23 protein-coding genes and 1 tRNA gene are annotated in these 23,431 nt (G+C 68.8%); 9 read left to right on the forward strand and 15 right to left on the reverse strand.

The window, feature by feature from the left end:
- Window positions 1-25 precede the first annotated feature (25 nt).
- Window positions 26-1,003 (reverse strand): quinone oxidoreductase family protein, encoded by a 978-nt coding sequence (locus tag FO470_RS13705; RefSeq protein WP_144343525.1) that lies wholly within the window; start codon window positions 1,001-1,003, stop codon window positions 26-28.
- Window positions 1,004-1,037: 34 nt separating this feature from the next.
- Window positions 1,038-1,775 (reverse strand): CDP-alcohol phosphatidyltransferase family protein, encoded by a 738-nt coding sequence (locus FO470_RS13710; protein ID WP_244616628.1) that lies wholly within the window; start codon window positions 1,773-1,775, stop codon window positions 1,038-1,040.
- 167 nt (window positions 1,776-1,942) lie between these two features.
- Between FO470_RS13710 and FO470_RS13715 the strand changes: the two genes are divergently transcribed.
- Window positions 1,943-3,154: a UbiH/UbiF family hydroxylase gene (locus FO470_RS13715; protein ID WP_144343527.1), complete on the forward strand. Its 1,212-nt coding sequence runs from the start codon at window positions 1,943-1,945 to the stop codon at window positions 3,152-3,154.
- A gap of 3 nt (window positions 3,155-3,157) precedes the next feature.
- Here FO470_RS13715 and FO470_RS13720 read toward each other — a convergent pair whose 3' ends face one another.
- A complete protein-coding gene (locus tag FO470_RS13720; protein ID WP_144343528.1) occupies window positions 3,158-4,117 on the reverse strand; it encodes an AEC family transporter in 960 nt (319 codons plus the stop codon).
- Window positions 4,118-4,287: 170 nt separating this feature from the next.
- Here FO470_RS13720 and hspQ point away from each other — a divergent pair, with 170 nt between their 5' ends.
- Window positions 4,288-4,620: a heat shock protein HspQ gene (gene hspQ, locus FO470_RS13725; RefSeq protein WP_144343529.1), complete on the forward strand. Its 333-nt coding sequence runs from the start codon at window positions 4,288-4,290 to the stop codon at window positions 4,618-4,620.
- A 110-nt stretch (window positions 4,621-4,730) separates the two neighbouring features.
- On the opposite strand, the gene FO470_RS13730 is transcribed toward hspQ, so the two are convergent.
- The gene (locus FO470_RS13730) at window positions 4,731-5,474 is read right to left on the reverse strand and encodes an invasion associated locus B family protein (RefSeq protein ID WP_144343530.1); all 744 of its coding nucleotides are present in this window, start codon (window positions 5,472-5,474) and stop codon (window positions 4,731-4,733) included.
- A gap of 313 nt (window positions 5,475-5,787) precedes the next feature.
- Here FO470_RS13730 and FO470_RS13735 point away from each other — a divergent pair, with 313 nt between their 5' ends.
- Both FO470_RS13735 and FO470_RS13740 read left to right on the forward strand, forming a co-directional pair.
- Window positions 5,788-7,488, forward strand: coding sequence for an extracellular solute-binding protein (locus tag FO470_RS13735; protein WP_144343719.1), 1,701 nt, complete (start codon window positions 5,788-5,790; stop codon window positions 7,486-7,488).
- 192 nt (window positions 7,489-7,680) lie between these two features.
- Window positions 7,681-7,995 (forward strand): hypothetical protein, encoded by a 315-nt coding sequence (locus tag FO470_RS13740; RefSeq protein ID WP_144343531.1) that lies wholly within the window; start codon window positions 7,681-7,683, stop codon window positions 7,993-7,995.
- A gap of 21 nt (window positions 7,996-8,016) precedes the next feature.
- On the opposite strand, the gene mfd is transcribed toward FO470_RS13740, so the two are convergent.
- The gene (gene mfd, locus FO470_RS13745) at window positions 8,017-11,532 is read right to left on the reverse strand and encodes a transcription-repair coupling factor (RefSeq protein ID WP_144343532.1); all 3,516 of its coding nucleotides are present in this window, start codon (window positions 11,530-11,532) and stop codon (window positions 8,017-8,019) included.
- Window positions 11,529-11,825, reverse strand: coding sequence for an FAD assembly factor SdhE (locus FO470_RS13750; protein ID WP_144343533.1), 297 nt, complete (start codon window positions 11,823-11,825; stop codon window positions 11,529-11,531). The genes mfd and FO470_RS13750 overlap by 4 nt, the downstream gene beginning before the upstream one ends.
- A gap of 329 nt (window positions 11,826-12,154) precedes the next feature.
- Here FO470_RS13750 and recG point away from each other — a divergent pair, with 329 nt between their 5' ends.
- The 3 genes from recG to mobA are packed head-to-tail and all read left to right on the forward strand — an operon-like array spanning window position 12,155 to window position 15,301.
- Window positions 12,155-14,236, forward strand: a complete 2,082-nt coding sequence (gene recG, locus FO470_RS13755; RefSeq protein WP_144343534.1) for an ATP-dependent DNA helicase RecG — start codon at window positions 12,155-12,157, stop codon at window positions 14,234-14,236.
- A gap of 40 nt (window positions 14,237-14,276) precedes the next feature.
- Window positions 14,277-14,684 carry a YbaN family protein gene (locus FO470_RS13760; protein ID WP_246659589.1) on the forward strand — a complete coding sequence of 136 codons (408 nt, stop codon included), beginning with the start codon at window positions 14,277-14,279 and terminating at the stop codon, window positions 14,682-14,684.
- The gene (gene mobA, locus FO470_RS13765) at window positions 14,684-15,301 is read left to right on the forward strand and encodes a molybdenum cofactor guanylyltransferase MobA (protein ID WP_144343535.1); all 618 of its coding nucleotides are present in this window, start codon (window positions 14,684-14,686) and stop codon (window positions 15,299-15,301) included. The genes FO470_RS13760 and mobA overlap by 1 nt, the downstream gene beginning before the upstream one ends.
- Here mobA and mobB read toward each other — a convergent pair.
- Complete coding sequence (gene mobB / locus FO470_RS13770) at window positions 15,286-15,825, reverse strand: molybdopterin-guanine dinucleotide biosynthesis protein B (RefSeq protein WP_144343536.1); 540 nt, start codon at window positions 15,823-15,825, stop codon at window positions 15,286-15,288. The two genes, mobA and mobB, sit on opposite strands and share 16 nt — an antisense overlap.
- A gap of 135 nt (window positions 15,826-15,960) precedes the next feature.
- Between mobB and FO470_RS13775 the strand changes: the two genes are divergently transcribed.
- Entirely contained in the window at window positions 15,961-16,200 is a 240-nt protein-coding gene (locus tag FO470_RS13775; RefSeq protein WP_144343537.1) for a sulfurtransferase TusA family protein, read from the forward strand.
- Between the two features lie 8 nt (window positions 16,201-16,208).
- Here FO470_RS13775 and FO470_RS13780 read toward each other — a convergent pair whose 3' ends face one another.
- The 3 genes from FO470_RS13780 to FO470_RS13790 all read right to left on the reverse strand — a co-directional run bounded on the left by FO470_RS13780 (window position 16,209) and on the right by FO470_RS13790 (window position 18,479).
- Window positions 16,209-16,502 carry a DUF2218 domain-containing protein gene (locus FO470_RS13780; RefSeq protein WP_144343538.1) on the reverse strand — a complete coding sequence of 98 codons (294 nt, stop codon included), beginning with the start codon at window positions 16,500-16,502 and terminating at the stop codon, window positions 16,209-16,211.
- A gap of 140 nt (window positions 16,503-16,642) precedes the next feature.
- A complete protein-coding gene (mdlC, locus tag FO470_RS13785; protein ID WP_144343539.1) occupies window positions 16,643-18,271 on the reverse strand; it encodes a benzoylformate decarboxylase in 1,629 nt (542 codons plus the stop codon).
- A gap of 132 nt (window positions 18,272-18,403) precedes the next feature.
- Window positions 18,404-18,479 (reverse strand) — tRNA-Lys (locus tag FO470_RS13790).
- Between the two features lie 235 nt (window positions 18,480-18,714).
- Between FO470_RS13790 and wrbA the strand changes: the two genes are divergently transcribed.
- Window positions 18,715-19,314 (forward strand): NAD(P)H:quinone oxidoreductase, encoded by a 600-nt coding sequence (gene wrbA, locus FO470_RS13795; protein WP_144343540.1) that lies wholly within the window; start codon window positions 18,715-18,717, stop codon window positions 19,312-19,314.
- Window positions 19,315-19,442: 128 nt separating this feature from the next.
- On the opposite strand, the gene tgt is transcribed toward wrbA, so the two are convergent.
- The 5 genes from tgt to coaD form a co-directional block, all read right to left on the reverse strand.
- Entirely contained in the window at window positions 19,443-20,582 is a 1,140-nt protein-coding gene (tgt, locus tag FO470_RS13800) for a tRNA guanosine(34) transglycosylase Tgt (protein ID WP_144343541.1), read from the reverse strand.
- Window positions 20,579-21,673 (reverse strand): tRNA preQ1(34) S-adenosylmethionine ribosyltransferase-isomerase QueA, encoded by a 1,095-nt coding sequence (gene queA, locus FO470_RS13805; RefSeq protein ID WP_144343542.1) that lies wholly within the window; start codon window positions 21,671-21,673, stop codon window positions 20,579-20,581. The genes tgt and queA overlap by 4 nt, the downstream gene beginning before the upstream one ends.
- 98 nt (window positions 21,674-21,771) lie before the next feature.
- Window positions 21,772-22,230 carry a peptidylprolyl isomerase gene (locus FO470_RS13810; protein WP_144343543.1) on the reverse strand — a complete coding sequence of 153 codons (459 nt, stop codon included), beginning with the start codon at window positions 22,228-22,230 and terminating at the stop codon, window positions 21,772-21,774.
- Window positions 22,231-22,276: 46 nt separating this feature from the next.
- A complete protein-coding gene (locus FO470_RS13815; RefSeq protein ID WP_144343544.1) occupies window positions 22,277-22,843 on the reverse strand; it encodes a peptidylprolyl isomerase in 567 nt (188 codons plus the stop codon).
- A gap of 41 nt (window positions 22,844-22,884) precedes the next feature.
- On the reverse strand, window positions 22,885-23,394 hold the full coding sequence (coaD, locus tag FO470_RS13820; RefSeq protein ID WP_144343545.1) for a pantetheine-phosphate adenylyltransferase: 510 nt from the start codon (window positions 23,392-23,394) through the stop codon (window positions 22,885-22,887).
- Between the last annotated feature and the right edge of the window lie 37 nt (window positions 23,395-23,431).

Raw genomic sequence — 23,431 nt, forward strand, 5'->3', positions numbered from 1 at the left:
CGCGCCAGTCGCCGGCGCGCCGGCATCAGGGCAGAAGGACGGTCGAGCCGGTGGTGCGGCGCGATTCCAGAGCCCGGTGCGCTTCCGCCGCATCGGCAAGCCTGAAGCGCTGATTGACCGGGATATGAACCACGCCCGAACCGACCGCACCGAACAGATCGTTGGCGTTTTCGAGCAGGGCGGCGCGTGTGGATATGTGGGTGAAGAGCGTCGGTCGCGTCGCGTAGAGCGAGCCCTTCTGCGACAGGGCGAGCAGGCTGAAATTCTGGATGGCACCGGATGCGTTGCCGAAGCTGGCAAAGAGCCCGCGCGGCTTGATGCAATCGAGCGAGGCCGGATAGGTCGCCTGCCCCACGCCGTCATAGACGACATCGCAGAGCGCGCCCTCGGTGATCTCCTTCACCCGCTCGGCGAAGTTCTCCTCGTTGTAGTTGATCGTGTAGGCGGCGCCGTTGGCCCGGGCGAGTTCCGCCTTCTCGGCGGAGCCGACGGTGCCGATGACGGTGGCGCCCAGATGCGCGGCCCACTGGCACAGGATGAGCCCGACGCCGCCGGCTGCGGCATGGACGAGGATGGTGTCGCCGGCCTTCACCTTGAAGGTCTGGCGCAGTAGATAGCGGGCGGTCATGCCCTTGAGCATCATCGCGGCGGCGGTCTCGTCGCTGATCGTCTCCGGCAGCTTGACCAGCACCGCCGCGGAGATGATCCGCTCCGTGCAATAGGCCCCGAGGGAGGAGCCATAGGCCACGCGGTCACCGGGCTTGAGGTCGCCGACGCCCTCGCCGACCTCGACGACGATGCCGGCCGCCTCGTTGCCGGGAATGAAGGGAAGCCCCTGCGGCACCGGGTAGAGGCCACTGCGGAAATAGGTGTCGATGAAATTGAGACCGATCGCCGTGTGGCGCAGGCGAACCTCGCCCGGTCCGGGAGAGCCGAGCGAGATCTCTTCGTATTTCAGAACCTCGGGACCGCCGGTCTCGTGAATACGAATCGCCCACGCCATCGTCACTCTCCTGCCAGTCTCGCCAATGCCGTCGTCAGTCGTGCGGCCCATCCGCGCGGCGGCGCGACGGAATCAGGCCGAACAGGGTGAAGTAGACCGCGCAGGCGCACAGGCCGACGGTGACCCAGAGGTCCGGCCGCATGTCGTCCACGACGGCGATGATGGCCAGCACCGCCCAGACGGCCAGCAGCGCGATGGTCAGCAGGCGCAGGCGCACGACCCGGAACGGATGCACGAACTTGATCGGCAGGAAGGTGCCGACCGACAGCACCGCGACAACGCCGGCGATGACCCACGGATTGAGCGGCAGCAGGAAGAAGTAGAACACCACGAGGTTCCACACCGCCGGGAAGCCCTGGAAATACAGGTCTTCGGTCTTCATCGAGGTGTCGGCGAAATAGAGCGCGCTGGTCACCAGAATGGCGACGCTGGCGAGCACGCCCATCCAGAACGGCATGAGCCCGGCGCTCGCCACGGCGAAGGCCGGCACGAGGCAATAGGTCAGGTAGTCGACGACCTGATCGAGCGTCTCGCCCGACCAGCGCGGCAATACTTCGCCGACGCGGGCGCGCCGGGCCATGGTGCCGTCGATGCCGTCGACGAAGAGAGCGGCGCCCAGCCAGGCGAACATGATCGCCCAGCGCCCTTCCACGGCCGCCATGAGCGCCATGAGGCCGCAGACGGCGCCCGAGGCGGTGAAGATGTGGACGGCGAAGGCCAGCGTGCGTCGGCCGGCCGGGCGCTCGCTGAGCGACTTGGACGTGATCGCCACCGGATCTTCTCCCCCGACTGCCGGCTCCATACCGTTGCCGCCTGCTTCTTCCACGTTACGCATATAGCATGTGCCCGCATTGATCCGCATTGCCAGACCACGCGGGGCTGCTTATCCCACACTCGCGGGCCGGCTTATAGTCCCGGCGACTGCGGATGGAGGCCCATATGACATCTCGCCCGCAAGCGGAACAGACGGTCGCCGTGATCGGCGGCGGCGCCAGCGGCCTCGTCGCGGCGCTGGCTCTGGCCTCCGGCGGCCTCGCCGTCAAGCTGGTCGCCCCTTCCCGCGCGCCGGACCCGCGCACGACGGCGCTCATGGACGGCTCGGTGCGCGCCCTGCAGACGCTCGGCCTGTGGGATGCGCTCCGCCCCAATGCCTCGCCGCTGCGCATCATGCGGCTGATCGACGATACGGGCCGACTTCTGCGCGCGCCGGAGGTCGAGTTCCGCGCCAGCGAACTGGAGCTCGACGGCTTCGCATGGAACCTCGAGAACGAAACGCTGCTCGCGGCGCTCGACGAGGCGGTGGCGGGCGAATCCCGCATCCAACGCATCGCCGCCAGCGTCCGGCAGGTCGTCGAGGGACCGGAGCGGGCGCGCGTGGAGCTCGACGACGGCGCGTCGATCGATGTCGCGCTGGTCGCGGCGGCGGACGGGCGCAACTCGCCCAGCCGGCGGGCGGCGGGGATCGGGATGCGGGTGCGCGAGTATCCTCAGGTGGCCGTGACGGCGACGCTGGCGCACAGCCGGCCCCATGGCGACGTCTCCACGGAATTCCACACGAAGACCGGCCCCTTCACGCTCGTGCCGCTGCCCGGCGAGCGGTCGAGCGTGGTCTGCGTGGTGTCGGCGGTGGAAGCGGAGGAACTCGCGGCGCTGGAGCCGGAGGCGTTCGCGCGCGTCATGGAGCGCAAGGCGCATTCGATCCTCGGGCGGATGGGCCTCGTCTCGCCGCGCGGGCATTTCCCGCTGAGCCAGCGGACCGCCGAGCGCTTTGCGCGCGGGCGGATCGCGCTGATCGGGGAAGCCGCGCACATCATCCCGCCGATCGGCGCGCAGGGGCTCAATCTCGGCATCCGCGACGCGGCCACGCTGGCGGAGCTGGCGAGCGACGCCGTCCGCGCCGGCGAGGATATCGGCGGTGCGTCGGTGACCGACGCCTATGAGCGCCGCCGCCGGGCGGACGTGGCGAGCCGCGGCTTCGCGGTGGACCTTTTCAACCGCTCGCTGCTCTCCGACCTGCTGCCGGTCGCCGGGCTGCGCGGGCTCGGCCTCTGGCTGCTCGGACAATCCTCCGGGCTGCGCCGGGTGGTCATGCGCGAAGGCGTGGGGCCGACGCGCGACGTGCCGCGCCTGCTGGCGGGAATGCGGCTGTGACCGTCAGTTGAGGCCGTAGGGCAGCATGTCGTGCTGCACGGCGTAGAGCATCGCCGTGACCGTGGCGACGGAGACGACCGTGCCGATCAGCACCCCGCCCGAGGCGCCGGCGACGTAGGTCTCGTACTGCTTCGCCATGATGAAGGCGTTGAGGGCCGGCGGCAGGCTGGCCATCAGCACGGCGGTGGCGATCCAGACCGGCTCGAAGCCGCCGACGCTCGTCAGCACCAGCCAGACCAGCGCGGGATGGACGACGAGCTTGATGGCGAGGAGCCACGGCACCTCGCCCTGCATGCGCTCCATCGGCCGCAGGGCGACGGAGACGCCGAGAGTGAACAGCGCGCAGGGCGCGGCGGCGTTGCGCAGGAATTCGAGCGTCTTCTCGACGGCCGCCGGCGGGTGGAACTCGAAGAAGGCGGCGGCGACGCCGAGGAAGGTGGCGACGTTGAAGGGGTGCGTCACCACCCGCCGCACCACCAGCAGCAGCGTGGCGCCGAGGCTGTGCCTGTCCCGCCCGCTCACCGCCATCAGCACGGGCACGATGGTGAAGAAGAACAGGCTGTCGAAGACGAAGATCAGCGCGGTCGGCACGGAAGCCGCGGCGCCCAGCGCGCCGAGCGTCAGGCCCGGCCCCATATAGCCGACGTTCGAGTAGGAACCGAGGATGGCGGCGATCGTGGCTTCCGGCAGATTGCCCCGCCGCAGCCACAGGCCGACCAGCAGCGACAGCGCGAAGCAGGCGGCCGTCGTGAGGGTCGTCGCGGCGATGAAGGTGCCGTTCGTCAGCTCGTGGAAGGGCGTGCGCGCCACCAGCGAGAAGAACAGAGCCGGCAGCGCCACATAGACGATGAAGAAGCTGAGCCAGGCGAGCCCGCTCTCGGGGATGCGCGCCAGCCGGCCGCACCCCAGCCCCAGGAAGATCACACCAAAGAAGGGAAGCGCCAGCGCCAGGACTTCGGCCATGCCGGCTGGCTACCGGCTCGCCCGAGGGTGGTCAACCGCTAACGAAGCTTCCCGGAGCGCGACTTTCGCAGCACTGTGCCTTCGGCACGGGCACGGTCGTTGCATCAGCCTCCGGTTGACACGAAGCAGGCGCACCCGTAGGGCTCGCCGTGAGGAAGGTCAGCGGGTTCATGATGAAAGAGCGGAACGCAAAATACCGCATCGGACAGGTTGTCCGTCATCGTCTCTACCCGTTCCGAGGCGTGGTTTTCGACGTCGATCCCGAATTCTCGAACACCGATGAGTGGTGGGAATCGATCCCCGAGCAGATCCGCCCGACCAAGGACCAGCCCTTCTACCACCTGCTCGCCGAGAACGCGGAGACCGAATACGTCGCCTATGTTTCCGAGCAGAATCTCGAACCCGATACCTCGGGCGAGCCGGTGCGCCATCCGCAGGTCGAGGAAATGCTGGCGGCGGACGGCGACGGCGGCTGGCGCGTGCGCAGCGAGCGGCTGCAATAAGGTGACGGCGCTCCGGCGCTGCCGAGCTATCCGGCCGGTAAACAACCCCGCACATACAAGAACGCCCGGCACATGGCCGGGCGTTTTCGTTTCGGAGAGCTGACGCGGCCTTACTGGGCGGGCTGCGCGTTCTTCAGCTTCTCGGCACCGAGCTTTTCGAGGCCGGCCTTGGTCTGCTGCTCGCGCTGCTCGGCCTCGGCCTTGAGCGCTTCCTGGCGGGTCTTGACCTGCTCCTGGATCTTCTTGAGCTGCTCCTCGAAGACCTTCTGGTCGGTCTGCGGGCCATCATAGACCTTGGCGAAGTCGCCGAGGCCGATCGGATAGGAGATCAGGCGGCCGACGGCGTTCGCGACCTGAAGCGTCAGGCCGGGGGCCTTCTTCATGCGGTCCACGAAGCCCTGATCGACCTGGATGTCACCGCGGCACACGCGCTCGTCGCACATGACGAAGGTGCCGAGCATCGGCTGCTCGTTGGCGAGCGCGATGCGGAAGCCGTTGCGGAGCAGGAGGCCGGTGGGGAACGCGACGGTGAAGGCCTTCTTCGGATCGTCCTTCACCTCGAAGATGCCGAAGCGCACGAGGAACTGCCCGGTGTCCGTGATGATGGACTGCTCCATCTCGCAGACTTCCTTGTTGATCGACGGCTCCTGGCGGCAGCGCTTCACCCACGGGATCGGGATGGCGGGGATCTGCTGCGGAGCGGCGGCCTGCTGACCATTGGCCGGCGCCTGCTGGGCGTTGGCCGCCGGCTTGGCCGGCTTCGGCTGCTGCTGCGCAACCGCGGCGGAGCCGGCGACGGCGAGCGCAAGGGCAGCACCCGCAAGGCTGCGCGCGAAAGTGGAGCGTATGATCATATCGAGTTCCTGTCGTGCGAACCGCAACGTGAGCGAAGGCGGCAGACGCCTCGGCGCCGTATCGGGATCGAGGGGCTGTCTCCCGTCCAAATGAGGCGACACAGTGACCCTCGGGAATTTCGGTGTCCTGTTCATGCTAGAACTCTGCCATGGCCGCGAGCCGAATCTGTGACCAGGGAGCCGAGGCGTGATCGATATCACCCGGCGCGCCTTCGGGCGCAACGTATTAATCGCCGGGTGCGGGGCGGCATTCGGCTACTCTCCACTGTCATTCGCCCGCGCGGAAGGCGCCGCGGCCCGCCACGGCATCGCGATGCATGGCGAGCCCCTCTATCCCGATGGATTCACGCACTACAAGAGCGTCAATCCCGACGCACCGAAGGGCGGACGGCTGACGCAGGGTGCGGTCGGCACCTTCGACAGCCTGAACCCCTTCATCGTGCGCGGCACGGCCCCGCCCTTCGTGCGCTGGAACATCGTCGAAAGCCTCATGGCCCGCAGCCCCGACGAGGCGTTCACCTGCTACGGTCTGCTGGCGCGCAGCGTCGAGACGGACGACGCCCGCAGCTATGTCGCCTTCGAGCTCGATCCCCGCGCCCGCTTCTCGGATGGTGCGCCGGTGACGGCGGATGACGTGCTTTTCTCCTTCGAGCTGCTGCGGGCAAAGGGGCGGCCGAATCACCGCTCCTATTACGGCAAGGTCGCGAAAGCCGAGGTGACGGGGCCGCGCGCCATTCGCTTCACCTTCGGGGTGGTCGACCGTGAGCTGCCGCTGATCCTCGCGCTCATGCCGGTGCTGGCCCGCCATGCGGTCGATCCCGAGCGCTTCGAGCAGACCAGCTTCACCCCGCCGCTCGGGAGCGGCCCGTACAAGGCGGTCGAGGTCAAGCCCGGCGAAACCGTCATCCTGGCGCGCGTTCCGGACTATTGGGGCCGGGAGTTGCCGGTCAATCGCGGGAACTTCAATTTCGACAGCCTGCGCTACGACTTCTATCGCGACGTGAACGCCCAGTTCGAGGCCTTCAAGCGCGGGCTCTACGACATACGCTTCGAGACCGACCCGGGCCGCTGGAAGACCGGCTACGACATTCCCGCCGTGCGCGACGGGCGGATCGTCCGCGAGGAGATCGAGACCGGCATGCCGAAGCCCTATTCGGCGCTGATCTTCAACATGCGTCGCGACATCTTCACCGACGTGCGGGTGCGGCAGGCCATGGTCGAGCTGTTCGACTTCGAATGGGCCAACGAGAATCTCTATTTCGGCCTCTACCGCCGCAACGGCAGCTTCTATGACGGCTCCGAACTGTCCTCGCTCGGCCGCCCGGCCGATGCGCGCGAGCGCGAATTGCTGACGCGCTTCCCCGATGCGGTGCTGCCGGAGGTGATGGAGGGTACCTGGCATGCGCCCCGCTCCGACGGCTCGGGCCGCGACCGCGAGCGGCTGCGCCGGGCACTGGAACTGTTCGCCGCCGCCGGCTGGGACCTGAAGGGCGGCACCCTCACCTCGCGCGCCACGGGCAGGCCCTTCGCGCCGGAGCTCGTGGTGGGGACGAAGGACCAGGAGCGGCTCGCCCTCGCCTACCAGAACATGCTGCGTCGAGCCGGCGTGAAGCTGAACATAAGGCTGGTCGACAACGTGCAGTTCGAGGCCCGCAAGCAGACCTACGACTACGACATGGTGCCCTATATCTGGGACCAGTCGCTCTCGCCGGGCAACGAGCAGTCCTTCTATTTCGGCTCGGCCGCCGCCGACACGCCGGGCACGCGCAATTTCATGGGCCTGAAGAGCCCCGCCGCCGACGCGATGATCGAAGCGCTGCTCGCCGCGCGCGAACGGACGGATTTCGTCTCCGCCGTGCGGGCGCTCGACCGGGTCCTGATCTCCGCGCGCTTCTCCGTGCCGCTTTTCTACACGCCAGGCCAATGGGTGGCGCGCTGGCGCAAGGTGGAGCGGCCGGCGCGGGTGGCGCTTTCCGGAACGCTGGCCGAGAGCTGGTGGCAGGGGGCGGGCTGATCCCGCCGCGCCGCGAACGCCGTTAAGGAGAGCGCTACCACGGCCGGCGGAAACCTCGCCGTCGGGCACATGAAGGGCTGGACAGCGCGGCCGGAACGCGGTCCTTAGGGAAGAACGTGACGCGCCGGTCCGGTGGACCTGCTGCGCGCCACCCTGTCGATGTCGCCGAAAATCGCGTCCTGGAGCCGGACCATGCGTTACGCCGTCATTTCCGCCGTCGCTCTCGTGATCGCGGGCGCCCTGCCTGCGGCCGCGCAGGAATCGATCACGGTGCATCCGAGGGCCCAGCCGGGGAACGGTGGTGGCCTCGAGATCACCATTCCGCCGATCAACAACCCGAACTACCTCGATCCCGGCCCGATGCCGAACGATCCCGGCACCGACAAGAGCCAGGACTACATGAACCAGGCTGGCGGCGACTACATGAACGACGCCGGTCCGGGCTCGGACGTCGATGCCGACATCCTGCCGGACAGCGACGGCGCCTATGGCAGCCCGATCGAGTGACGATACCGGGCGCCGGGCGGCTCACGCCGCCTTGGCGCCCTGCTCGGCGATCTTCGCCAGCTCCTTGAGAATGGCCGCACTGCCCTTGAGCCGTGCATTCGGGCTCGGCCAGTCCTCCGAGAACACGACCTTTCCGTCCGGGCGCATCTTCGCGACGACGTGAGGCTTGCCGACATAGGCGATGAAGCCGGCCGGGTTCGGGAACAGCCCGTCGCGGAAGGTGAGCACCATGCCGCGCGGGCCGGCATCGACCTTCTCCACATTGGCGCGGCGGCAGAGCGCCTTGATCGACACCAGCTTGAGAAGCTGCTCGACCTCCTCGGGGAGCGGGCCGAAGCGGTCGACCAGCTCGGCGCCGACCGACTCGATCTCCGCGTCCGTCTCCAGATCGGCCAGCCGGCGGTAGAGGCTGAGGCGGACATGCAGGTCCGCGACATACTCCTCCGGGATCAGCACAGGCGTGCCGATGGAGATGGTGGGCGACCACTTGTCGGCGACCGGCGCGGTGATGCCGGCCTTGAGGTTGGCGATCGCCTCCTCCAGCATCTCCTGGTAGAGTTCGTAGCCGACTTCCTTGATGTGGCCGGACTGCTCGTCGCCGAGCAGGTTGCCGGCGCCGCGAATGTCGAGGTCGTGGCTGGCGAGCTGGAAACCGGCGCCCAGCGTGTCGAGCGACTGCAGCACCTTGAGCCGGCGGTCGGCCTGGGCCGTCACCTGCTTTTCCGCCGGCAGGGTGAAGATGGCGTAGGCGCGCGTCTTCGAGCGGCCGACGCGCCCGCGCAGCTGGTAGAGCTGGGCGAGGCCGAACATGTCGGCGCGGTGCACGATCAGCGTGTTGGCGGTCGGAATGTCGAGGCCGGATTCCACGATGGTGGTGGAGAGCAGCACGTCGAACTGGCCGTCATAGAAGGCGGACATGATCTCTTCGAGCTGCGTCGCCGCCATCTGGCCGTGCGCGACGGCGACCCGCACCTCCGGAACCTGCCGGTCGAGGAAGTCCTTGACCTCGGCGAGGTCCTCGATGCGCGGGCAGACGTAGAAGCTTTGGCCGCCGCGGTAGCGCTCGCGCAGCAGCGCCTCGCGCACGATCAGCGGGTCGAAGGGGGTGACGAAGCTGCGTACCGCGAGGCGGTCCACCGGCGGCGAGGCGATGATGGAGAGCTCGCGCACGCCGGTCATGGCGAGCTGAAGGGTGCGCGGGATCGGCGTCGCGGTGAGCGTGAGCACATGGACCTCGGCGCGCAGCTGCTTCAGCCGCTCCTTGTGGGAGACGCCGAAATGCTGCTCCTCGTCGATGATGACGAGGCCGAGATCCTTGAAGGAGATGGTCTTGCCGAGCAGGGCGTGGGTGCCGACGACGATGTCGACCGTGCCGTCGGCGAGGCCCTTCTTGGTCTCCGACAGCTCCTTGCCCGTCACCAGCCGGGAGGCCTGCCGCACCACGATGGGCAGGCCCTTGAAGCGCTCGGAGAAGGTTTTGAAATGCTGGCGGGCGAGCAGCGTCGTGGGCACCACCACCGCCACCTGCTTGCCGCTGAGCGCCACCGCGAAGGCGGCGCGCAGCGCGACCTCGGTCTTGCCGAAGCCGACATCGCCGCAGACGAGGCGGTCCATGGGGTGGCCGGAGCCGAGATCGTCGAACACCGCCTCGATGGCGGCTTCCTGGTCCTCGGTCTCCTCATAGGGGAAGCGGGCACGGAACTCGTCGTAGAGCCCGGCGGCCGGGACGAGGCGCGGCGCCTCCTGGAGCTGGCGCTGCGCGGCGACCTTGATGAGCTCGGCCGCCATCTCGCGGATGCGGCTCTTCATCCGCGCCTTGCGCGCCTGCCACCCGCCGCCGCCCAGCCGGTCGAGCTGCGCCTCGGTATCCTCCGAGCCGTAGCGCGAGAGCAGCTCGAGATTCTCCACCGGCAGGAAAAGCTTGGAGCCTTCCGCGTAGTGGATCTCGAGGCAGTCGTGCGGCGCGCCCATCGCCTCGATGGTCTTCAGGCCGATGAAGCGGCCAATGCCGTGATCGACATGCACCACGAGATCGCCGGCGGTGAGCGAGGTCAGCTCGGCGATGACGTCCTGCGGGCGCCGCGCCTTGCGCTTGGGCCGCACCAGACGGTCGCCGAGAATATCCTGCTCGCCGATGACGGCGAGCGTGTCGGTCTCGAAGCCGCCCTCGATGCCCAGAACGGCGAGGCCGATGGCGCCCTTCGGCAGGGTGTCAGCGGCGTCGCGTGAGCCGATGGTCTGGGTGCCCTTCAAGCCGTGATCGGCGAGGACCGTCGCGAGGCGGTCGCGCGAGCCGTCCGACCACGCGGCGAGGATGGTGCGCTTCTTCGTGGCGAGATCGCGCAGATAGTCGGCGGCGATCTCGAAGAGGTTCACCTCCGGGTCCGCGCGTTCCGGCGCGAAGGAGCGCGCGGGGCGGCCGTCGAGGTCGATGACGTCCTTCGATTCCGGCAGGGCGAAGCCGGAGACGGCGACATTCGCCGCCTTCTGACGCCGGCCCTGCCACTCCTCGGCGGTGAGATAGAGCGCGTCGGGCGGGAGCGGCTTGTACGGGGCGCCGCCGGAGGCGTGCTCCATGCCGTGCTTGCGGGCATCGTAATAGTCGGCGATCTGGTCGAGGCGCGAGGCGGCCGCCTCATCCCCCTGCGCCTCCATGACGATGGGCGCGTCCGGCGCGTAGTCGAACAGCGTATCCAGCCCATCATGGAACAGCGGCAGCCAGTGCTCCATGCCGGGATAGCGACGTCCCTCGCTGACCGCCTCGTAGAGCAGGTCGCCGCGCTGGGCCGCGCCGAAGGCGGCGACATAGGCCATACGGAAACGGCGCATCGACTCGGTGGTGAGCTGCAATTCGCTCATCGGCACGAGATCGAGCGCGCGCATCTGCATGGCCGTGCGCTGGGTCTCGGGATCGAAGGAGCGGATGGACTCCAGCGTGTCGCCGAAGAAGTCGAGCCGCACGGGGGCCGGAAGTCCTGGCGGGAACAGGTCGACGATGCCGCCGCGCACCGCGTATTCGCCGGTGTCGCGCACGGTGGAGGTGCGCTGGAAGCCATTGATCTCGGCCCAGCCGACCACCTCGTCGAGCGACAGCGCGTTGCCAGGGGCGGCCGAGAAGGACTGCGTGGCCACCAGATCGCGCCGGGGCACGCGCTGGAGCGCCGCGTTCACCGTGGTGAGCACGATGGTGCCCGCTTCGCGTCCTTTCACCCGCGCGAGGCGGGCCAGCGTCGTCATGCGCCGGGCGATGATCGACGCGTTCGGCGAGGCGCGGTCATAGGGCAGGCAATCCCACGCCGGGAAAGGCAGAACCTCGACGCCGGGCGCGAAGAAGCCGAGCGCGCGTTCGAGTTCCGCCATGCGTTCGGTATCGCGACAGACGACCATCAGCGTCGGCCAGGGGGCGTTCTCCTGCGCGGCGATGGCGCGCGCGAGATCGGCCACCACCAGCCCTTCCATGCCGGCGGGCACGTTGGCGAGCGTCAGAGTCCGGCCGGCAGAAAGGCGCGAGATGATGGCGGAATGCGGAGTCTTCATATTTCGGGAACGCCCTCACCCGACAGATGGAACTGCCGGAAGCGGTGAAAAATGGGTGTGTCGAATTCCGGGGCAGGCTCGCCGCTGTTGATCCAGCCGAACAGGTCGGGATCCTCAACCTCGATGAGCAGCTCGAAATCGGCCACTTCCTCTTCGCTCAGCGCGGCGAGATAGGCATCCGCGAAGCGGCCCATCAGAAGGTCCATCTCACGGGTGCCGCGATGCCAGGCGCGGTAGAGGATGCGGCGGCGGCGGGCATCGAGCCCGGCGCTCGAACGGGTGGTTCCGGTCATGTGGGTTCTGTGCCCCAAAGGCTCAAGGCCGTGGAAGGCCGAGTGTTTAGCGCGGCACGCGGCCGATGTCAGGTAGGCATTGGGCGATGTCACGCGATGGGTATGTGGGGCGAGGCTGAAGAACCTTTGCTCGGGCCCGGATCGGCGCTGCAGGCGGAGCGCAAAGCCGGAACGGCAATGCCGTCATCCCCGGGGCTTGGCCTGGGGATCCACGACTTGCCGCGCACGCCGGGCTGAACGGAAGTCGTGGATGGCCGGGTCAAGCCCGGCCATGACGAGCGGCCCGCTACGTTGCGCACGGGCGCGCCTTCGTCCACCTTCCCCGCACCATGCGGCCCGACATCCTCAATCCCTATTTCGCGTCCATCACCGGCCTGCCCGGCATCGGCCCCAAGCTCGCCCGGCCTTTCAACCGGCTGCTGGGGCATGAGGAAGGCGCGCGGGTGCTCGACCTGCTGATGCACCTGCCCTCCTCCACCATCGACCGGCGGGCGCGTCCCACCCTGTCGCAGGTGGTGCCGGACACGGTGGTGACGGTGGAAATCCATGTCGACCGGCACGTACCCACGCCGCGCGGCTCGCGGGCGCCCTATCGCGTCTACGCGCATGACGAGACCGGCGACCTCGTGTTGGCCTTCTTCAAGGCCGAGCGGAGCTGGATGGAGCGCCTGCTGCCGGTGGGGGAGACGCGCTGGGTGTCCGGCACGGTGACGCTCTATGACGGCATCCCGCAGATGGTGCATCCCGACCGCGTGGTGGACGCCGCCGGACTCGCCAAGCTGCCACCCATCGAGCCGATCTACCCGCTGGTGGAAGGGCTCGGCCATGGCCATGTGCGGCGCGCGGTCGAGGCCGCACTGGCGCAGACCGCCGAGCTGCCGGAATGGCAGGCGGAGGCGCCGGTAATCGGCTTCCATGCCGCGCTGCGTACCGTGCACCAGCCGCACGACACGCTTGACGCGAACCCCGCCGGCCCGGCGTGGCGGCGGCTCGCCTATGACGAATTGCTGGCCGGCCAGCTCGCGCTCGCCCTGCTGCGGGCGCGCACGGTGAAGCAGGCCGGACGCCCGAGCATCGGCGACGGCGCGCTGGCGCGGCGGATCGAGGCGGCCCTGCCCTTCTCGCTCACCGGCTCGCAGGTGGAGGCGCTCAAGGCCATCCGCGCCGACCTCGCTTCTTCCGACCGAATGCTGAGGCTGCTGCAGGGCGATGTCGGCTCGGGCAAGACCGTGGTGGCGCTGCTGGCGGCGGCGACCGTCATCGAGGCCGGGCGACAGGCGGCGCTGATGGCGCCGACCGAAATCCTCGCCCGCCAGCACCTGAAGACCATCGAACCGCTGGCGCGGCAGGCAGGGCTGCGGGTGGCGCTGCTGACCGGACGCGAGAAGGGGCGCGCCCGCGAGCAGCTTCTGGCCGCGTTGGCGAGCGGCGAGATCGACCTCGTTATCGGCACCCACGCGCTGTTCCAGGAGGGGGTGAGCTTCCGCGACCTCGCGCTCGCCGTCGTCGACGAGCAGCACCGCTTCGGCGTGCATCAGCGGCTCGCCCTGGCCTCCAAGGGCGAGGCGGTCGACGTGCTGGTGATGACCGCGACGCCCATTCCCCGCACGCTGGTGCTGACCTATTTCGGCGACATGGATTCGAGCGAGCTGCGCGAGAAGCCGGCCGGCCGCCAGCCGATCGACACCCGCGCCATCCCCTCTGACCGGCTCGACGAGGTGATCGCCCGCCTCGGCCGAGCGCTCGCCGAGGGGCGGCGAGCCTACTGGATCTGTCCGCTGGTGGAGGAATCGGAAAACTCCGATCTCGCGGCGGCCGAGGCCCGCTTCGCCGACCTGCAGGCCCATTTCGGCGCGCGCGTCGGCCTCGTGCACGGCAAGATGAAGGGGGCCGAGAAGGACGCCGCCATGGCCGCCTTCGCCGTGGGGCAGACGCAGCTCCTCGTGGCGACGACGGTCGTCGAGGTCGGGGTGGACGTGCCGGAGGCGAGCATCATCGTCATCGAGCACGCCGAGCGCTTCGGTCTCGCCCAGCTCCATCAGTTGCGCGGGCGCGTGGGGCGCGGCGACATCGCCTCGACCTGCCTGCTGGTCTACCGCCGCCCGCTGGGCGAGGTCGCTAGGCAGCGGCTGGAGGCGCTGCGCTCCTCCGAGGATGGCTTCTTCCTCGCCGAGCAGGACCTGAAGCTGCGCGGAGAAGGCGACGTGCTCGGCACTCGGCAGAGCGGCTTCCCGGGCTTCCGCCTCGCACGGCTGGAGATACATGGCGATCTTCTCGAGCGCGCGCGGGCCGAGGCGACAGCAACAGTTAAGAACGATTCTGATCTCGTTGGCCCGCGTGGCGCCGCGCTGCGCCTGCTCTTACATATTTTTGAACGCGACGTGGCGGTGAAACTCCTAAGCGCGGGATGAATATTGTATGAGTAGGATCGAATGACTTGATGGTGCGGCTATGCGAACCCCGATGATGGAGCGGCGGCCGAAACTTTATTCCCTTGCGGCACCCGGACGCTGGATCCTGTTCGTGCTCGCCTGGGTGTGCGTGGCTCTCGGCGTGATCGGCATCGTGACGCCTGTGATGCCCGGGACGGTGTTCCTCATTCTTGCCGCCTGGCTGTTCGCCCGCTCCTCGCCACGCTTCGAGAACTGGCTGCTGACCCATCCGCGGCTCGGCCCCTCCGTGGTGGCGTGGCGCGAGAACGGCGTGGTGCCGCGCTGGGCGCAGCTCGTGGCGACCGGCAGCATGGCGGGCAGCTTCGGGCTGTTGGTCGTCATCGGCCTCTCCGTGCCGGTGCTGGCGATCATCGGGGCGATCTTCGTCGCGGTCTCCGCCTATCTCCTGACCCGGCCGGTGACGTAATGGCCGCCGATGTTCCGACCGGCCTCATCCTGGCCGGTGGCCTGTCGCGCCGCATGGGCGGAGGCGACAAGGCTCTGCGCGTGCTTGGCGGCGAGACGATCCTCGCGCGGATCGCGCGACGGTTGCGCCCGCAGGTTGGCGCGCTGCTGCTGAACGCCAACGGTCCGGCCGCGCGCTTCGGGCTCGACCTGCCGGTGGTGCCGGACACCCTGCCCGATGCGCCGGGGCCGCTGGCCGGCATTCTCGCCGGGCTCGACCATGTGGCGCGGCACCGGCCGGAGGAGCGCTTCCTGCTGACCGTGCCGGCGGACTGCCCCTTCCTGCCCTCGGATCTCGCCCGGCGCCTTCTGTCGGCGGCTGTGGAGACCGGGGCGGCCTATGCGCGCTCGGGCGGACGGGCGCATCCGGTGGTCGGGCTGTGGCCGGTCGAGGCGCGGGGCGAACTACGCCGGCGGCTGGTCGAGGACGGCGAGCGCCGCATGGACCGCTGGACCGAGCGGCTGGGCGCCGCCGCGATCGACTGGCCGGCCGATCCGTTCGATCCGTTCTTCAACGTCAATACGCCCGACGACCTCGCCGAGGCGGAGCGCCTGGTCGCTGCCTATCCGGCGCTCTGACCGGCGTCGGGCCGCCACGCGATGCCGTCGATCGGCGCGGCGTGCTGGTCGACGAAATCGGCGATGGCCTCCACGTCGTCGAGCGCGAGCACCGGCAGCGGCAGGCCCGGCAGCGGCGTGTCGGAGGCGATGGCGACGACGAACGGGTCCTGCGGGTGGATGAAGGGCTTGCCGACCTCCGCGCGGTGAATCTCGATCTTGGGGTGATGGTCGCGCTTGAAGCCCTCGACCAGCACCAGATCGACCGGCGCCAGATGGCTCACCAGCTCCGGCAGGTCCGGCTCCGGCGCGCCGCGCAGCTCGTGCATCAGCGCCCAGCGATTGGCCGAGGAGACCAGCACCTCGGAAGCGCCGACGACGCGGTGGGTGTGGGAATCCTTGCCGGGCTTGTCGACGTCGAATTCGTGATGCGCGTGCTTGATGGTCGAGACGCGATGGCCACGCGCGACCAGTACCGGAATGAGCCGTGCCAGCAGCGTGGTCTTGCCCGCCCCGCTCCATCCCGCAAAGCCGATCAGCCGCATGCACGCCTCCCCTCGCTGTTTCCCTGAACTCGGGCTTCGGTGCCGTGGCGTCAAGCGGGCGGGCGCCATCGCCCGATCACGCTTTCCGCTTGCCGGCGGCGGGCGGCCGTCCTACTCGGGCGCGGGAGTTGTGCGATGGACCGCGAAACCGCCGCGCTGCGGCTCGACCTGAAGGGGCTGAAATGCCCCCTGCCGGCGCTGCACACGCGGCGGGCGCTGGAGCGTGCGGCGCCGGGAACGGTGATCCTCGTCGAGTGCACCGACCCGATGGCGGTGATCGACATTCCCCATCTCGTGCAGCAGGCCGGTCACGCGCTGGAGGCGCAGGACCGGGACGGCGCCGTGATCGCCTTCCGCATCCGCAAGAGCGGGTGAACGGCGGCTCAGGCGGCGTCGCGCCAGTCGAAGGGCAGCGGCGCCTCGCGGAAGGCGAAGCGGTCGAGATGGCGTGCCACCACGTCCTTCATCCGCTCCAGAACCTCGGCGTCGCCGGCCTCGATGCGCACGTCGAGCGCCTCGGGCGCGGCGTCCATGGTGGCGAGCGCGCCGTCCGGCAGCTTCACCTCGCCATGCTCCGGCGTGAAAGAAACCTCCAGCTTGTGCGCCCAGTGCTTGCAGAGCTGCTGGAGATAGCGGCTGGCATTGGCGGTCGGCACGCGGGCAGTGGTCGAGGGCATGGAGGTCTCCATCGGTCGGCAAAGGCGCCCGCTTTGGTACGCTGTAACCACGGAAGAGGAAACGGCGGTGCCGCTACGTCATCGCGTCACTTTTCCGCGCGCCGGCGGAAAAGCTTCCGTCGACGCGCGCAAGCTGGCGATCAGATCAGCGGCGGGATCGACGGATCGATCGGCACCTCGAAGAGATGCGGGCCGTCGCCGCCGAACGCCGCGGCCACCTTGGCCTTGAGCGCCGCGAGGTCGGTGATGCGCTCGGCCGTGCAGCCATAGCCCTTCGCCAGGGCGACGATATCGATGCCGGGAATGTCGAGGCCGGGCACGCCGGGGGTGTCCTCGAGCACCGCGAAGGATTTGAGGATGCCGTACTCGCCGTTGCGCAACACGATGAAGACGATCGGCAGCTTCTCGCGGGCGGCGGTCCACAGCGACTGCACCGAGTACTGGAACGAGCCGTCGCCGATGACCATGATCACCGGCCGCCTGCGGCCGGTGTCGCGCTCGCCGAGGGCGATGCCCACCGAGGCCGGCAGGTTCCAGCCGAGGCCGCCGCTGGCGAAGGTGAAGAAGGTCGCCGGCTCGGTGATCGGCCAGTGGCGGTGCAGGTCGGCGAGGTTGGACGGTGACTCCTCGACCAGCACGGCATGCGACGGCCGCACTTCGGCGAGCGCGGCGAACACCTCGGCGGCGGTCGGCACGGGACCTGTGGAGGCCTTCGGCTCGGCGGCCGGGTGCGGCGCCATGCGGTGCGAGAGCTTCGGGCGGCTCGCGCCGCTGGAGGCCCGGGCTTTCACCAGGTCGACCAGCGCCCGCGTCGCCAGCACGGCGTCGCCGACCAGACTGTCGCCCACCGGCGCGCGGGCCGTCTCGGCCGGATCGTCGCTGATATGCAGCAGCCGCAGCCCGGCGGGCAGATACTCGCCGGCGACATAGGGGTAATAGCGGAACACCGGCGCACCGATCACAATGGCGACGTCATGGCCCTTCAGCCGCTCGGAAAGCGGGCCGATGGCGAAGGGAAGGCCGCCGACATAGAGCGGATGGTCTTCCGGGAACGGTGCCCGCTCGCTCGCCGGTGCCGCCCAAACGGTCGCGTCGAGCTTCTCCGCCAGCGCGACGGCGGCGGACCAGCCGTGCCCGCGATCGATGGCGGCACCGAAGATGAGCGCGGGATTGGCCGCGCGCGAGAGCAGGTCGGCGAATTCCTCCAGCCGGCCGAGATCGGGAGCGATGCGACGGCTCACCGTGCGCACCACGGCCGGGCCGTCGAGCGGTTTGTCCCAGTCGTCGAGCGGCAGCGACAGGAATACCGGACCCGCCGGCGCCTGCACCGCGGTGGCGTAGGCGCGCATGAAGGCGGCGGGTACGTCCTCCGCACGCGCGGGCTCATAGGCCCACTTCACCCACGGGCGTGGAAGCTGGGTGGAGTCGACGTTGGTGAGCCAGGGCTCCATCAGCAGCATTTCGCGCGTCTGCTGGCCGGCGGTGACGATGAGCGGGGTCTTGTTGAGGCTGGCGGTGATCAGATTGCCCATCGCATTGCCGAGGCCGGCGGCGGTGTGGACGTTCACGATGGCCGGCTTGCCGGTCGCCTGCGCATAGCCGTCGGCAATGGCAATGGCGGAGGCTTCCTGCAGCGCGAGGTGATAGGTGAAATCCGCCGGGAAGTCCTTGAGGAAGGTTTCCTCGGTCGAGCCCGGATTGCCGAAGAAGGTCGTCAGTTCGAGTTTCCGCAGAAGATCGTAGGTAACCGAACGTACCGTTGCACTCATTGCGCCTGCGCCCTTGGCCGGAATGGCCGGAGACGGGGATACCATCACCCCGCGGGCGCAAACTGTACCGGGATCGGCGGTGGCCGCAATTAAGGCCAGATACCTAGTCGATCCCGCTCGGAAGTCTGACGGTGGTGAGCCCGCTGGGACTCGAACCCAGGACCCCATGATTAAAAGTCACGTGCTCTACCGGCTGAGCTACGGGCTCCCACGGGAGGGGCATTAAGGGTTTCGTCCGGCGATGGCAAGACGCCCTGCCCTTTCATGCTGCCGCTTTCGGTGGATGCGCGAATGGAGGGCCAAGGACTTTCGCATTGCATGGATGCAAGACCGTCCTGTCGATCATACCGCTTCCGGTGCCGCCGGGGGCGGACTAGCTTTGCGCCACGAATTCAGGCAGGGCCCACGGAGCGGCCCGGCGAACCGATGCAGGAGTCGATCCGATGGCCAAAGTTCTCGTTCTCTACTACTCGTCCTATGGGCATATCGAAGCCATGGCGGAAGCAGTCGCCGAAGGCGCGCGCGAAGCCGGTGCCGAGGTGACGGTCAAGCGCGTACCGGAGACGGTGCCGCTGGAAGTGGCTCAGAAGGCGGGCTTCAAGCTCGACCAGAAGGCCCCGATCGCCACGGTCGACGAGCTCAAGGATTACGACGCGATCGTCTTCGGTTCCGGCACGCGCTTCGGCACCGTGACCTCGCAGCTGCGCAGCTTCATCGACCAGACGGGCGGCCTGTGGTTCACGGGCGCGCTGGTCGGCAAGGTCGGCTCGGTGTTCACCTCTTCGGCGACCCAGCATGGCGGGCAGGAATCGACCATCCTCGGCTTCGTCCCGACCCTGCTGCATCACGGTATGGTCGTCGTCGGTCTGCCCTATGCCTTCCAGGGCCAGATGGGCGTCGACGAGATCAAGGGCGGCTCGCCCTATGGTGCGTCCACCATCACGGACGGCGACGGCAGCCGCCAGCCCTCCAAGGCCGAGCTCGACGGCGCCCGCTATCAGGGCAAGCACGTCGCGACCATCACCGCCAAGCTGCACGGCTGATCCGGCCGGACGACGTCATGCCCGGCCTTGTGCCGGGTATCCACGTCTTGACCGAGGGAAGTCGTGGATGGCCGGGCCAAGCCCGGCCATGACGCTTCCGGGGACGATTTCTGAGGGCCGAGCGGCGTTCAGAGCGCCGGTATGTCGCCGCGCGCCCAGCCTTCCTTCACTCCCGCCTTGAAGTCCTCGAACCGGCCTTCGGCGATGGCGGCACGGATGCCGGCCGTCAGGCTCTGGTAGTAGGCGAGGTTCACCCAGGTCAGCAGCATCGATCCCAGCATCTCGTCCGAGCGGATGAGGTGGTGGAGATAGGCGCGGCTGTAGTCGCGCGCCGCCGGGCAGTCGCTTTCCTCGTCCAGCGGCCGGGAATCCTCGGCATGGCGGGCGTTCTTCAGGTTGATCTTGCCGAAGCGGGTGAAGGCCTGGGCGTGCCGGCCGGCGCGGGTCGGCATCACGCAGTCGAACATGTCGACGCCGCGCGCCACGCTCTCGATGATATCGTCCGGCGTGCCGACACCCATCAGGTAGCGCGGCTTGTCGGCCGGCAGGATCGGGTTCACCACCTCCAGCATCCTCAGCATCACGTCTTGCGGCTCCCCAACCGCGAGGCCGCCGATGGAATAGCCGGGGAAGTCGATGTCGACGAGGCCGCGCGCGGATTCCTCGCGCAGTGCCGGATCGTCGCCGCCCTGCACGATGCCGAACAGCGCCCGCCCCTTCGGCTGGCTTTCGAACGCCTTCTTGGAGCGCTCCGCCCAGCGCAGCGACAGGCGCAGCGCGCGGGCGATCTCCTCCCGGCTCGCCGGCAGGCGCACGCATTCGTCGAGCTGCATCTGGATGTCGGAGCCGAGCAGGCCCTGGATCTCGACCGAACGCTCGGGCGTGAGCTCGTAATAGGAACCGTCGATGTGCGAGCGGAAGGTGACGCCGTTCTCGCTCATCTTGCGCAGCGCGGCCAGCGACATGACCTGGAAGCCGCCGGAATCGGTGAGGATCGGGTGCGGCCAGCGCATGAGTTCATGGAGGCCGCCGAGCTTCGCCACGCGCTCTGCGCCGGGGCGCAGCATCAGGTGATAGGTGTTGCCGAGCAGGATGTCGGCGCCGAGCTCGCGCACTTGGCTTGGATACATCCCCTTCACCGTGCCGGCGGTGCCGACCGGCATGAAGGCCGGCGTGCGGATGACGCCGCGCGGGGTGAGGACCTCGCCGAGACGTGCGGCGCCGTCGGTAGCCTTCAGGCGGTACTGGAATTCGGTCTGTTCGATCATGCGCGCGCTTTTGGCAGCAAAAGGCAGGCATCGCCATAGGAATAGAAGCGGTAGCCGTTCGCGATCGCGTGGGCGTAGGCGCGCTTCTGGCTCTCATGGCCGATGAAGGCCGCCACCAGCATCACCAGCGTCGAGCGCGGCAGGTGGAAGTTGGTGAGCATGCCGTCGATGAAGCGGAAGCGGTAGCCGGGCGTAATGAAGATGTCGGTCTCGCCACGCCAGGCGGCGAGCCGGCCATCGTCCGAAGCGGCGCTCTCGATGAGGCGGGTCGCCGTGGTGCCGACGGTGACGACGCGCCCGCCGCGCGCCTTCACGGTGTTGAGCGCCTCGGCCGTCGCGGCGGAGACCTCGCCCCATTCCGCATGCATGCGATGGTCGGTGGTGTCGTCCGCCTTGACTGGCAGGAAGGTGCCGGCGCCGACATGCAGGGTGACGCGATGGGTCTCGACGCCCCGCTCCTCCAGCCGGTGGATCAGATCCGGCGTGAAGTGCAGGCCGGCCGTGGGTGCGGCCACTGAGCCTTCATAAGCGGCGAACATCGTCTGGTAGTCGCTGCGGTCCTGTTCGTCGTCCGGCCGCTTGGCCGCGATGTAGGGCGGCAGCGGGATATGCCCGACGGCGGCGACGGCCTCGTCCAGAGCCGCGCCCGAAAGATCGAAGCGCAGCGTGACCTCGCCGCCCTCCCCCTTCTCTTCCACGGTGGCGTCGAGCGAGCCGAGGAGGCAGGTATTGCCCTCCCCGCCGAAGGCGATGCGGTCGCCCGGCGCGAGCCGCTTGCCGGGGCGCGCCAGCGCCAGCCAGGCATCGGGGGCGACGCGCTTGTGGAGCATGGCTTCGACCCGCACGCCTTCGCCCTGCGAGGCGGCCCGGCGGCGGATGCCGTCGAGGCGGGCGGGGACGACGCGGGTGTCGTTCACCACCAGCGCGTCGCCGGGCCGGAGCAGCGCCGGCAGGTCGAAGACGTGTGCGTCGGTCAGTTCGGGCGCGTCGCCGGGGCGCACGACCAGCATCCGCGCCGCGTCGCGCGGCGAGACCGGACGCAGCGCAATCCGCTCGGGGGGCAGCTCGAAATCGAACAGGTCGACACGCATGGCAACGGAAACGATGGCGGTTGAAAAGGTGGCCTAGAAAAAGCTGTCCCGGAGCGCGCTCGCGCGCGTCCGGGACAGCGTTGTGGATGGGCCGGCGATCAGGCGGAGACGGTCGCCTTGACGATCTTGTCCGGGTTCTGCACCGGCTCGCCGCGCTTGATCTTGTCGACGTTCTCCATGCCCTCGATCACCTCGCCCCAGACGGTGTACTGGCCGTCGAGGAAGCCGGCGTCGGCGAAGCAGATGAAGAACTGGCTGTCACCCGAATCCGGGTGCTGGGCGCGGGCCATCGACACGGTGCCGCGCACGTGGCGGCCCTTGTTGAACTCGGCCTTCAGGTTCTTGCCCGAGCCGCCGCGGCCGGTGCCGGTCGGATCGCCGGTCTGGGCCATGAAGCCCTCGATGACGCGGTGGAACGGCACGCCGTCATAGAAGCCCTGCTTCGCCAGCTCGGCGATGCGCGCGACATGGCCGGGCGCGAGGTCCGGGCGGAAGCGGATCTTGACCGGCCCCTGCGTGGTTTCGAGCAGCAGCGTGGTCTCGGCGGTGTCGGTCATTTTCTCTCTCCTTCAGAATGCGGGGCGGCGTGCGGTGCTCGCGCGCTCACTTGACGTCGGCGGCGACCTTCATCGAGACGATCTTGTCCGGGTTCTGCACCGGCTCGCCGCGCTTGATCTTGTCGACGTTCTCCATGCCGGAGACGACCTGCCCGATGACCGTGTACTGGCCGTTGAGGAAGGAAGCGTCACCGAAGGTGATGAAGAACTGCGAGTTGGCGCTGTTCGGGCTCGAGGCGCGGGCCATGCCCACCGTGCCGCGCTTGAAGGGCACGTTGGAGAACTCGGCCGGCAGGTTGGGATAGCGCGAGCCGCCTGTGCCGTTGCCGTACTGTCCGTCGCCGGTCTGGGCCATGAAGCCTTCGATGACGCGATGGAACGGCACGTTGTCGTAATAGCCCTCGCGCGCCAGCGTCTTGATGCGCTCGGCATGCTGCGGGGCGAGGTCGGCGCGCAGGGCGAAGACCACCGGTCCCTTGGTGGTCTGCATGATGATGGCGTTCTGCGGATCGACATTCGGCGGCAGCTTGGGGGCCTGCGCCGCCGCCGGCGAGACCGCCGCGACGGCCAGCGCGCCGACGAGGGCGAAGGCGGCAATAAGGCTTCGGATCATCGATGGAACTCCGTTGAGCGAAGGCGGACCGCGGCCCGCCGCTAGCCGTCGCGCCCGAGCCGGGCCCGGAGCCGGGCCAGCACGGCGGGCGGAACGAAGGCGGACACGTCGCCGCCCATGGCGGCGATCTGCCTGACCAGAGTGGCGGTGATGGGGCGGGCAATGGGCGATGCGGGAAGGAAGACGGTCTGCACCCGCGGTTTCAACACCGCATTCATGCCGGCCATCTGCATCTCGTAATCGAGATCGGTGCCGTCGCGCAGGCCGCGGATGAGCAGGCCCGCACCCTGCGCCTCGGCGGCGTCGACCACGAGATTGTCGAAGGTCACGCAGTCGAAGCGCGCGCCCTCGGCGGCGACGATCGGCTCGAAGACCTCGCGCAGCATCTCCAGCCGCTCGGGCGCGCTGAACAGCGGCGCCTTCCCGGGATGGATGCCGACACCGACCACGAGCCGGTCGACGAGACGGGCGGCGGCGCGCGCGACCTCGACATGGCCATTGGTCGGCGGATCGAACGAGCCGGGATAGAAGGCGGTGCGCGTGGCGCTCATGCGGAGCCTCTCGATGCGGGGCAAGGGTTAGCGGCCT

Source organism: Ancylobacter moscoviensis (assembly GCF_007559435.1).
GTDB lineage: Bacteria > Pseudomonadota > Alphaproteobacteria > Rhizobiales > Xanthobacteraceae > Ancylobacter > Ancylobacter moscoviensis.

What these genes read in the sequence shown, in the direction of transcription:
- FO470_RS13705 (WP_144343525.1), bottom strand. Translation starts at nt 1,003, where the DNA reads ATGGCGTGGGCGATTCGTATTCACGAGACCGGCGGTCCCGAGGTTCTG.
- FO470_RS13715 (WP_144343527.1), top strand. Translation starts at nt 1,943, where the DNA reads ATGACATCTCGCCCGCAAGCGGAACAGACGGTCGCCGTGATCGGCGGC.
- FO470_RS13720 (WP_144343528.1), bottom strand. Translation starts at nt 4,117, where the DNA reads ATGGCCGAAGTCCTGGCGCTGGCGCTTCCCTTCTTTGGTGTGATCTTC.
- hspQ (WP_144343529.1), top strand. Translation starts at nt 4,288, where the DNA reads ATGATGAAAGAGCGGAACGCAAAATACCGCATCGGACAGGTTGTCCGT.
- FO470_RS13730 (WP_144343530.1), bottom strand. Translation starts at nt 5,474, where the DNA reads ATGATCATACGCTCCACTTTCGCGCGCAGCCTTGCGGGTGCTGCCCTT.
- FO470_RS13735 (WP_144343719.1), top strand. Translation starts at nt 5,788, where the DNA reads ATGCATGGCGAGCCCCTCTATCCCGATGGATTCACGCACTACAAGAGC.
- FO470_RS13740 (WP_144343531.1), top strand. Translation starts at nt 7,681, where the DNA reads ATGCGTTACGCCGTCATTTCCGCCGTCGCTCTCGTGATCGCGGGCGCC.
- mfd (WP_144343532.1), bottom strand. Translation starts at nt 11,532, where the DNA reads ATGAAGACTCCGCATTCCGCCATCATCTCGCGCCTTTCTGCCGGCCGG.
- FO470_RS13750 (WP_144343533.1), bottom strand. Translation starts at nt 11,825, where the DNA reads ATGACCGGAACCACCCGTTCGAGCGCCGGGCTCGATGCCCGCCGCCGC.
- recG (WP_144343534.1), top strand. Translation starts at nt 12,155, where the DNA reads ATGCGGCCCGACATCCTCAATCCCTATTTCGCGTCCATCACCGGCCTG.
- FO470_RS13760 (WP_246659589.1), top strand. Translation starts at nt 14,277, where the DNA reads ATGCGAACCCCGATGATGGAGCGGCGGCCGAAACTTTATTCCCTTGCG.
- mobA (WP_144343535.1), top strand. Translation starts at nt 14,684, where the DNA reads ATGGCCGCCGATGTTCCGACCGGCCTCATCCTGGCCGGTGGCCTGTCG.
- mobB (WP_144343536.1), bottom strand. Translation starts at nt 15,825, where the DNA reads ATGCGGCTGATCGGCTTTGCGGGATGGAGCGGGGCGGGCAAGACCACG.
- FO470_RS13775 (WP_144343537.1), top strand. Translation starts at nt 15,961, where the DNA reads ATGGACCGCGAAACCGCCGCGCTGCGGCTCGACCTGAAGGGGCTGAAA.
- FO470_RS13780 (WP_144343538.1), bottom strand. Translation starts at nt 16,502, where the DNA reads ATGCCCTCGACCACTGCCCGCGTGCCGACCGCCAATGCCAGCCGCTAT.
- mdlC (WP_144343539.1), bottom strand. Translation starts at nt 18,271, where the DNA reads ATGAGTGCAACGGTACGTTCGGTTACCTACGATCTTCTGCGGAAACTC.
- wrbA (WP_144343540.1), top strand. Translation starts at nt 18,715, where the DNA reads ATGGCCAAAGTTCTCGTTCTCTACTACTCGTCCTATGGGCATATCGAA.
- tgt (WP_144343541.1), bottom strand. Translation starts at nt 20,582, where the DNA reads ATGATCGAACAGACCGAATTCCAGTACCGCCTGAAGGCTACCGACGGC.
- queA (WP_144343542.1), bottom strand. Translation starts at nt 21,673, where the DNA reads ATGCGTGTCGACCTGTTCGATTTCGAGCTGCCCCCCGAGCGGATTGCG.
- FO470_RS13810 (WP_144343543.1), bottom strand. Translation starts at nt 22,230, where the DNA reads ATGACCGACACCGCCGAGACCACGCTGCTGCTCGAAACCACGCAGGGG.
- FO470_RS13815 (WP_144343544.1), bottom strand. Translation starts at nt 22,843, where the DNA reads ATGATCCGAAGCCTTATTGCCGCCTTCGCCCTCGTCGGCGCGCTGGCC.
- coaD (WP_144343545.1), bottom strand. Translation starts at nt 23,394, where the DNA reads ATGAGCGCCACGCGCACCGCCTTCTATCCCGGCTCGTTCGATCCGCCG.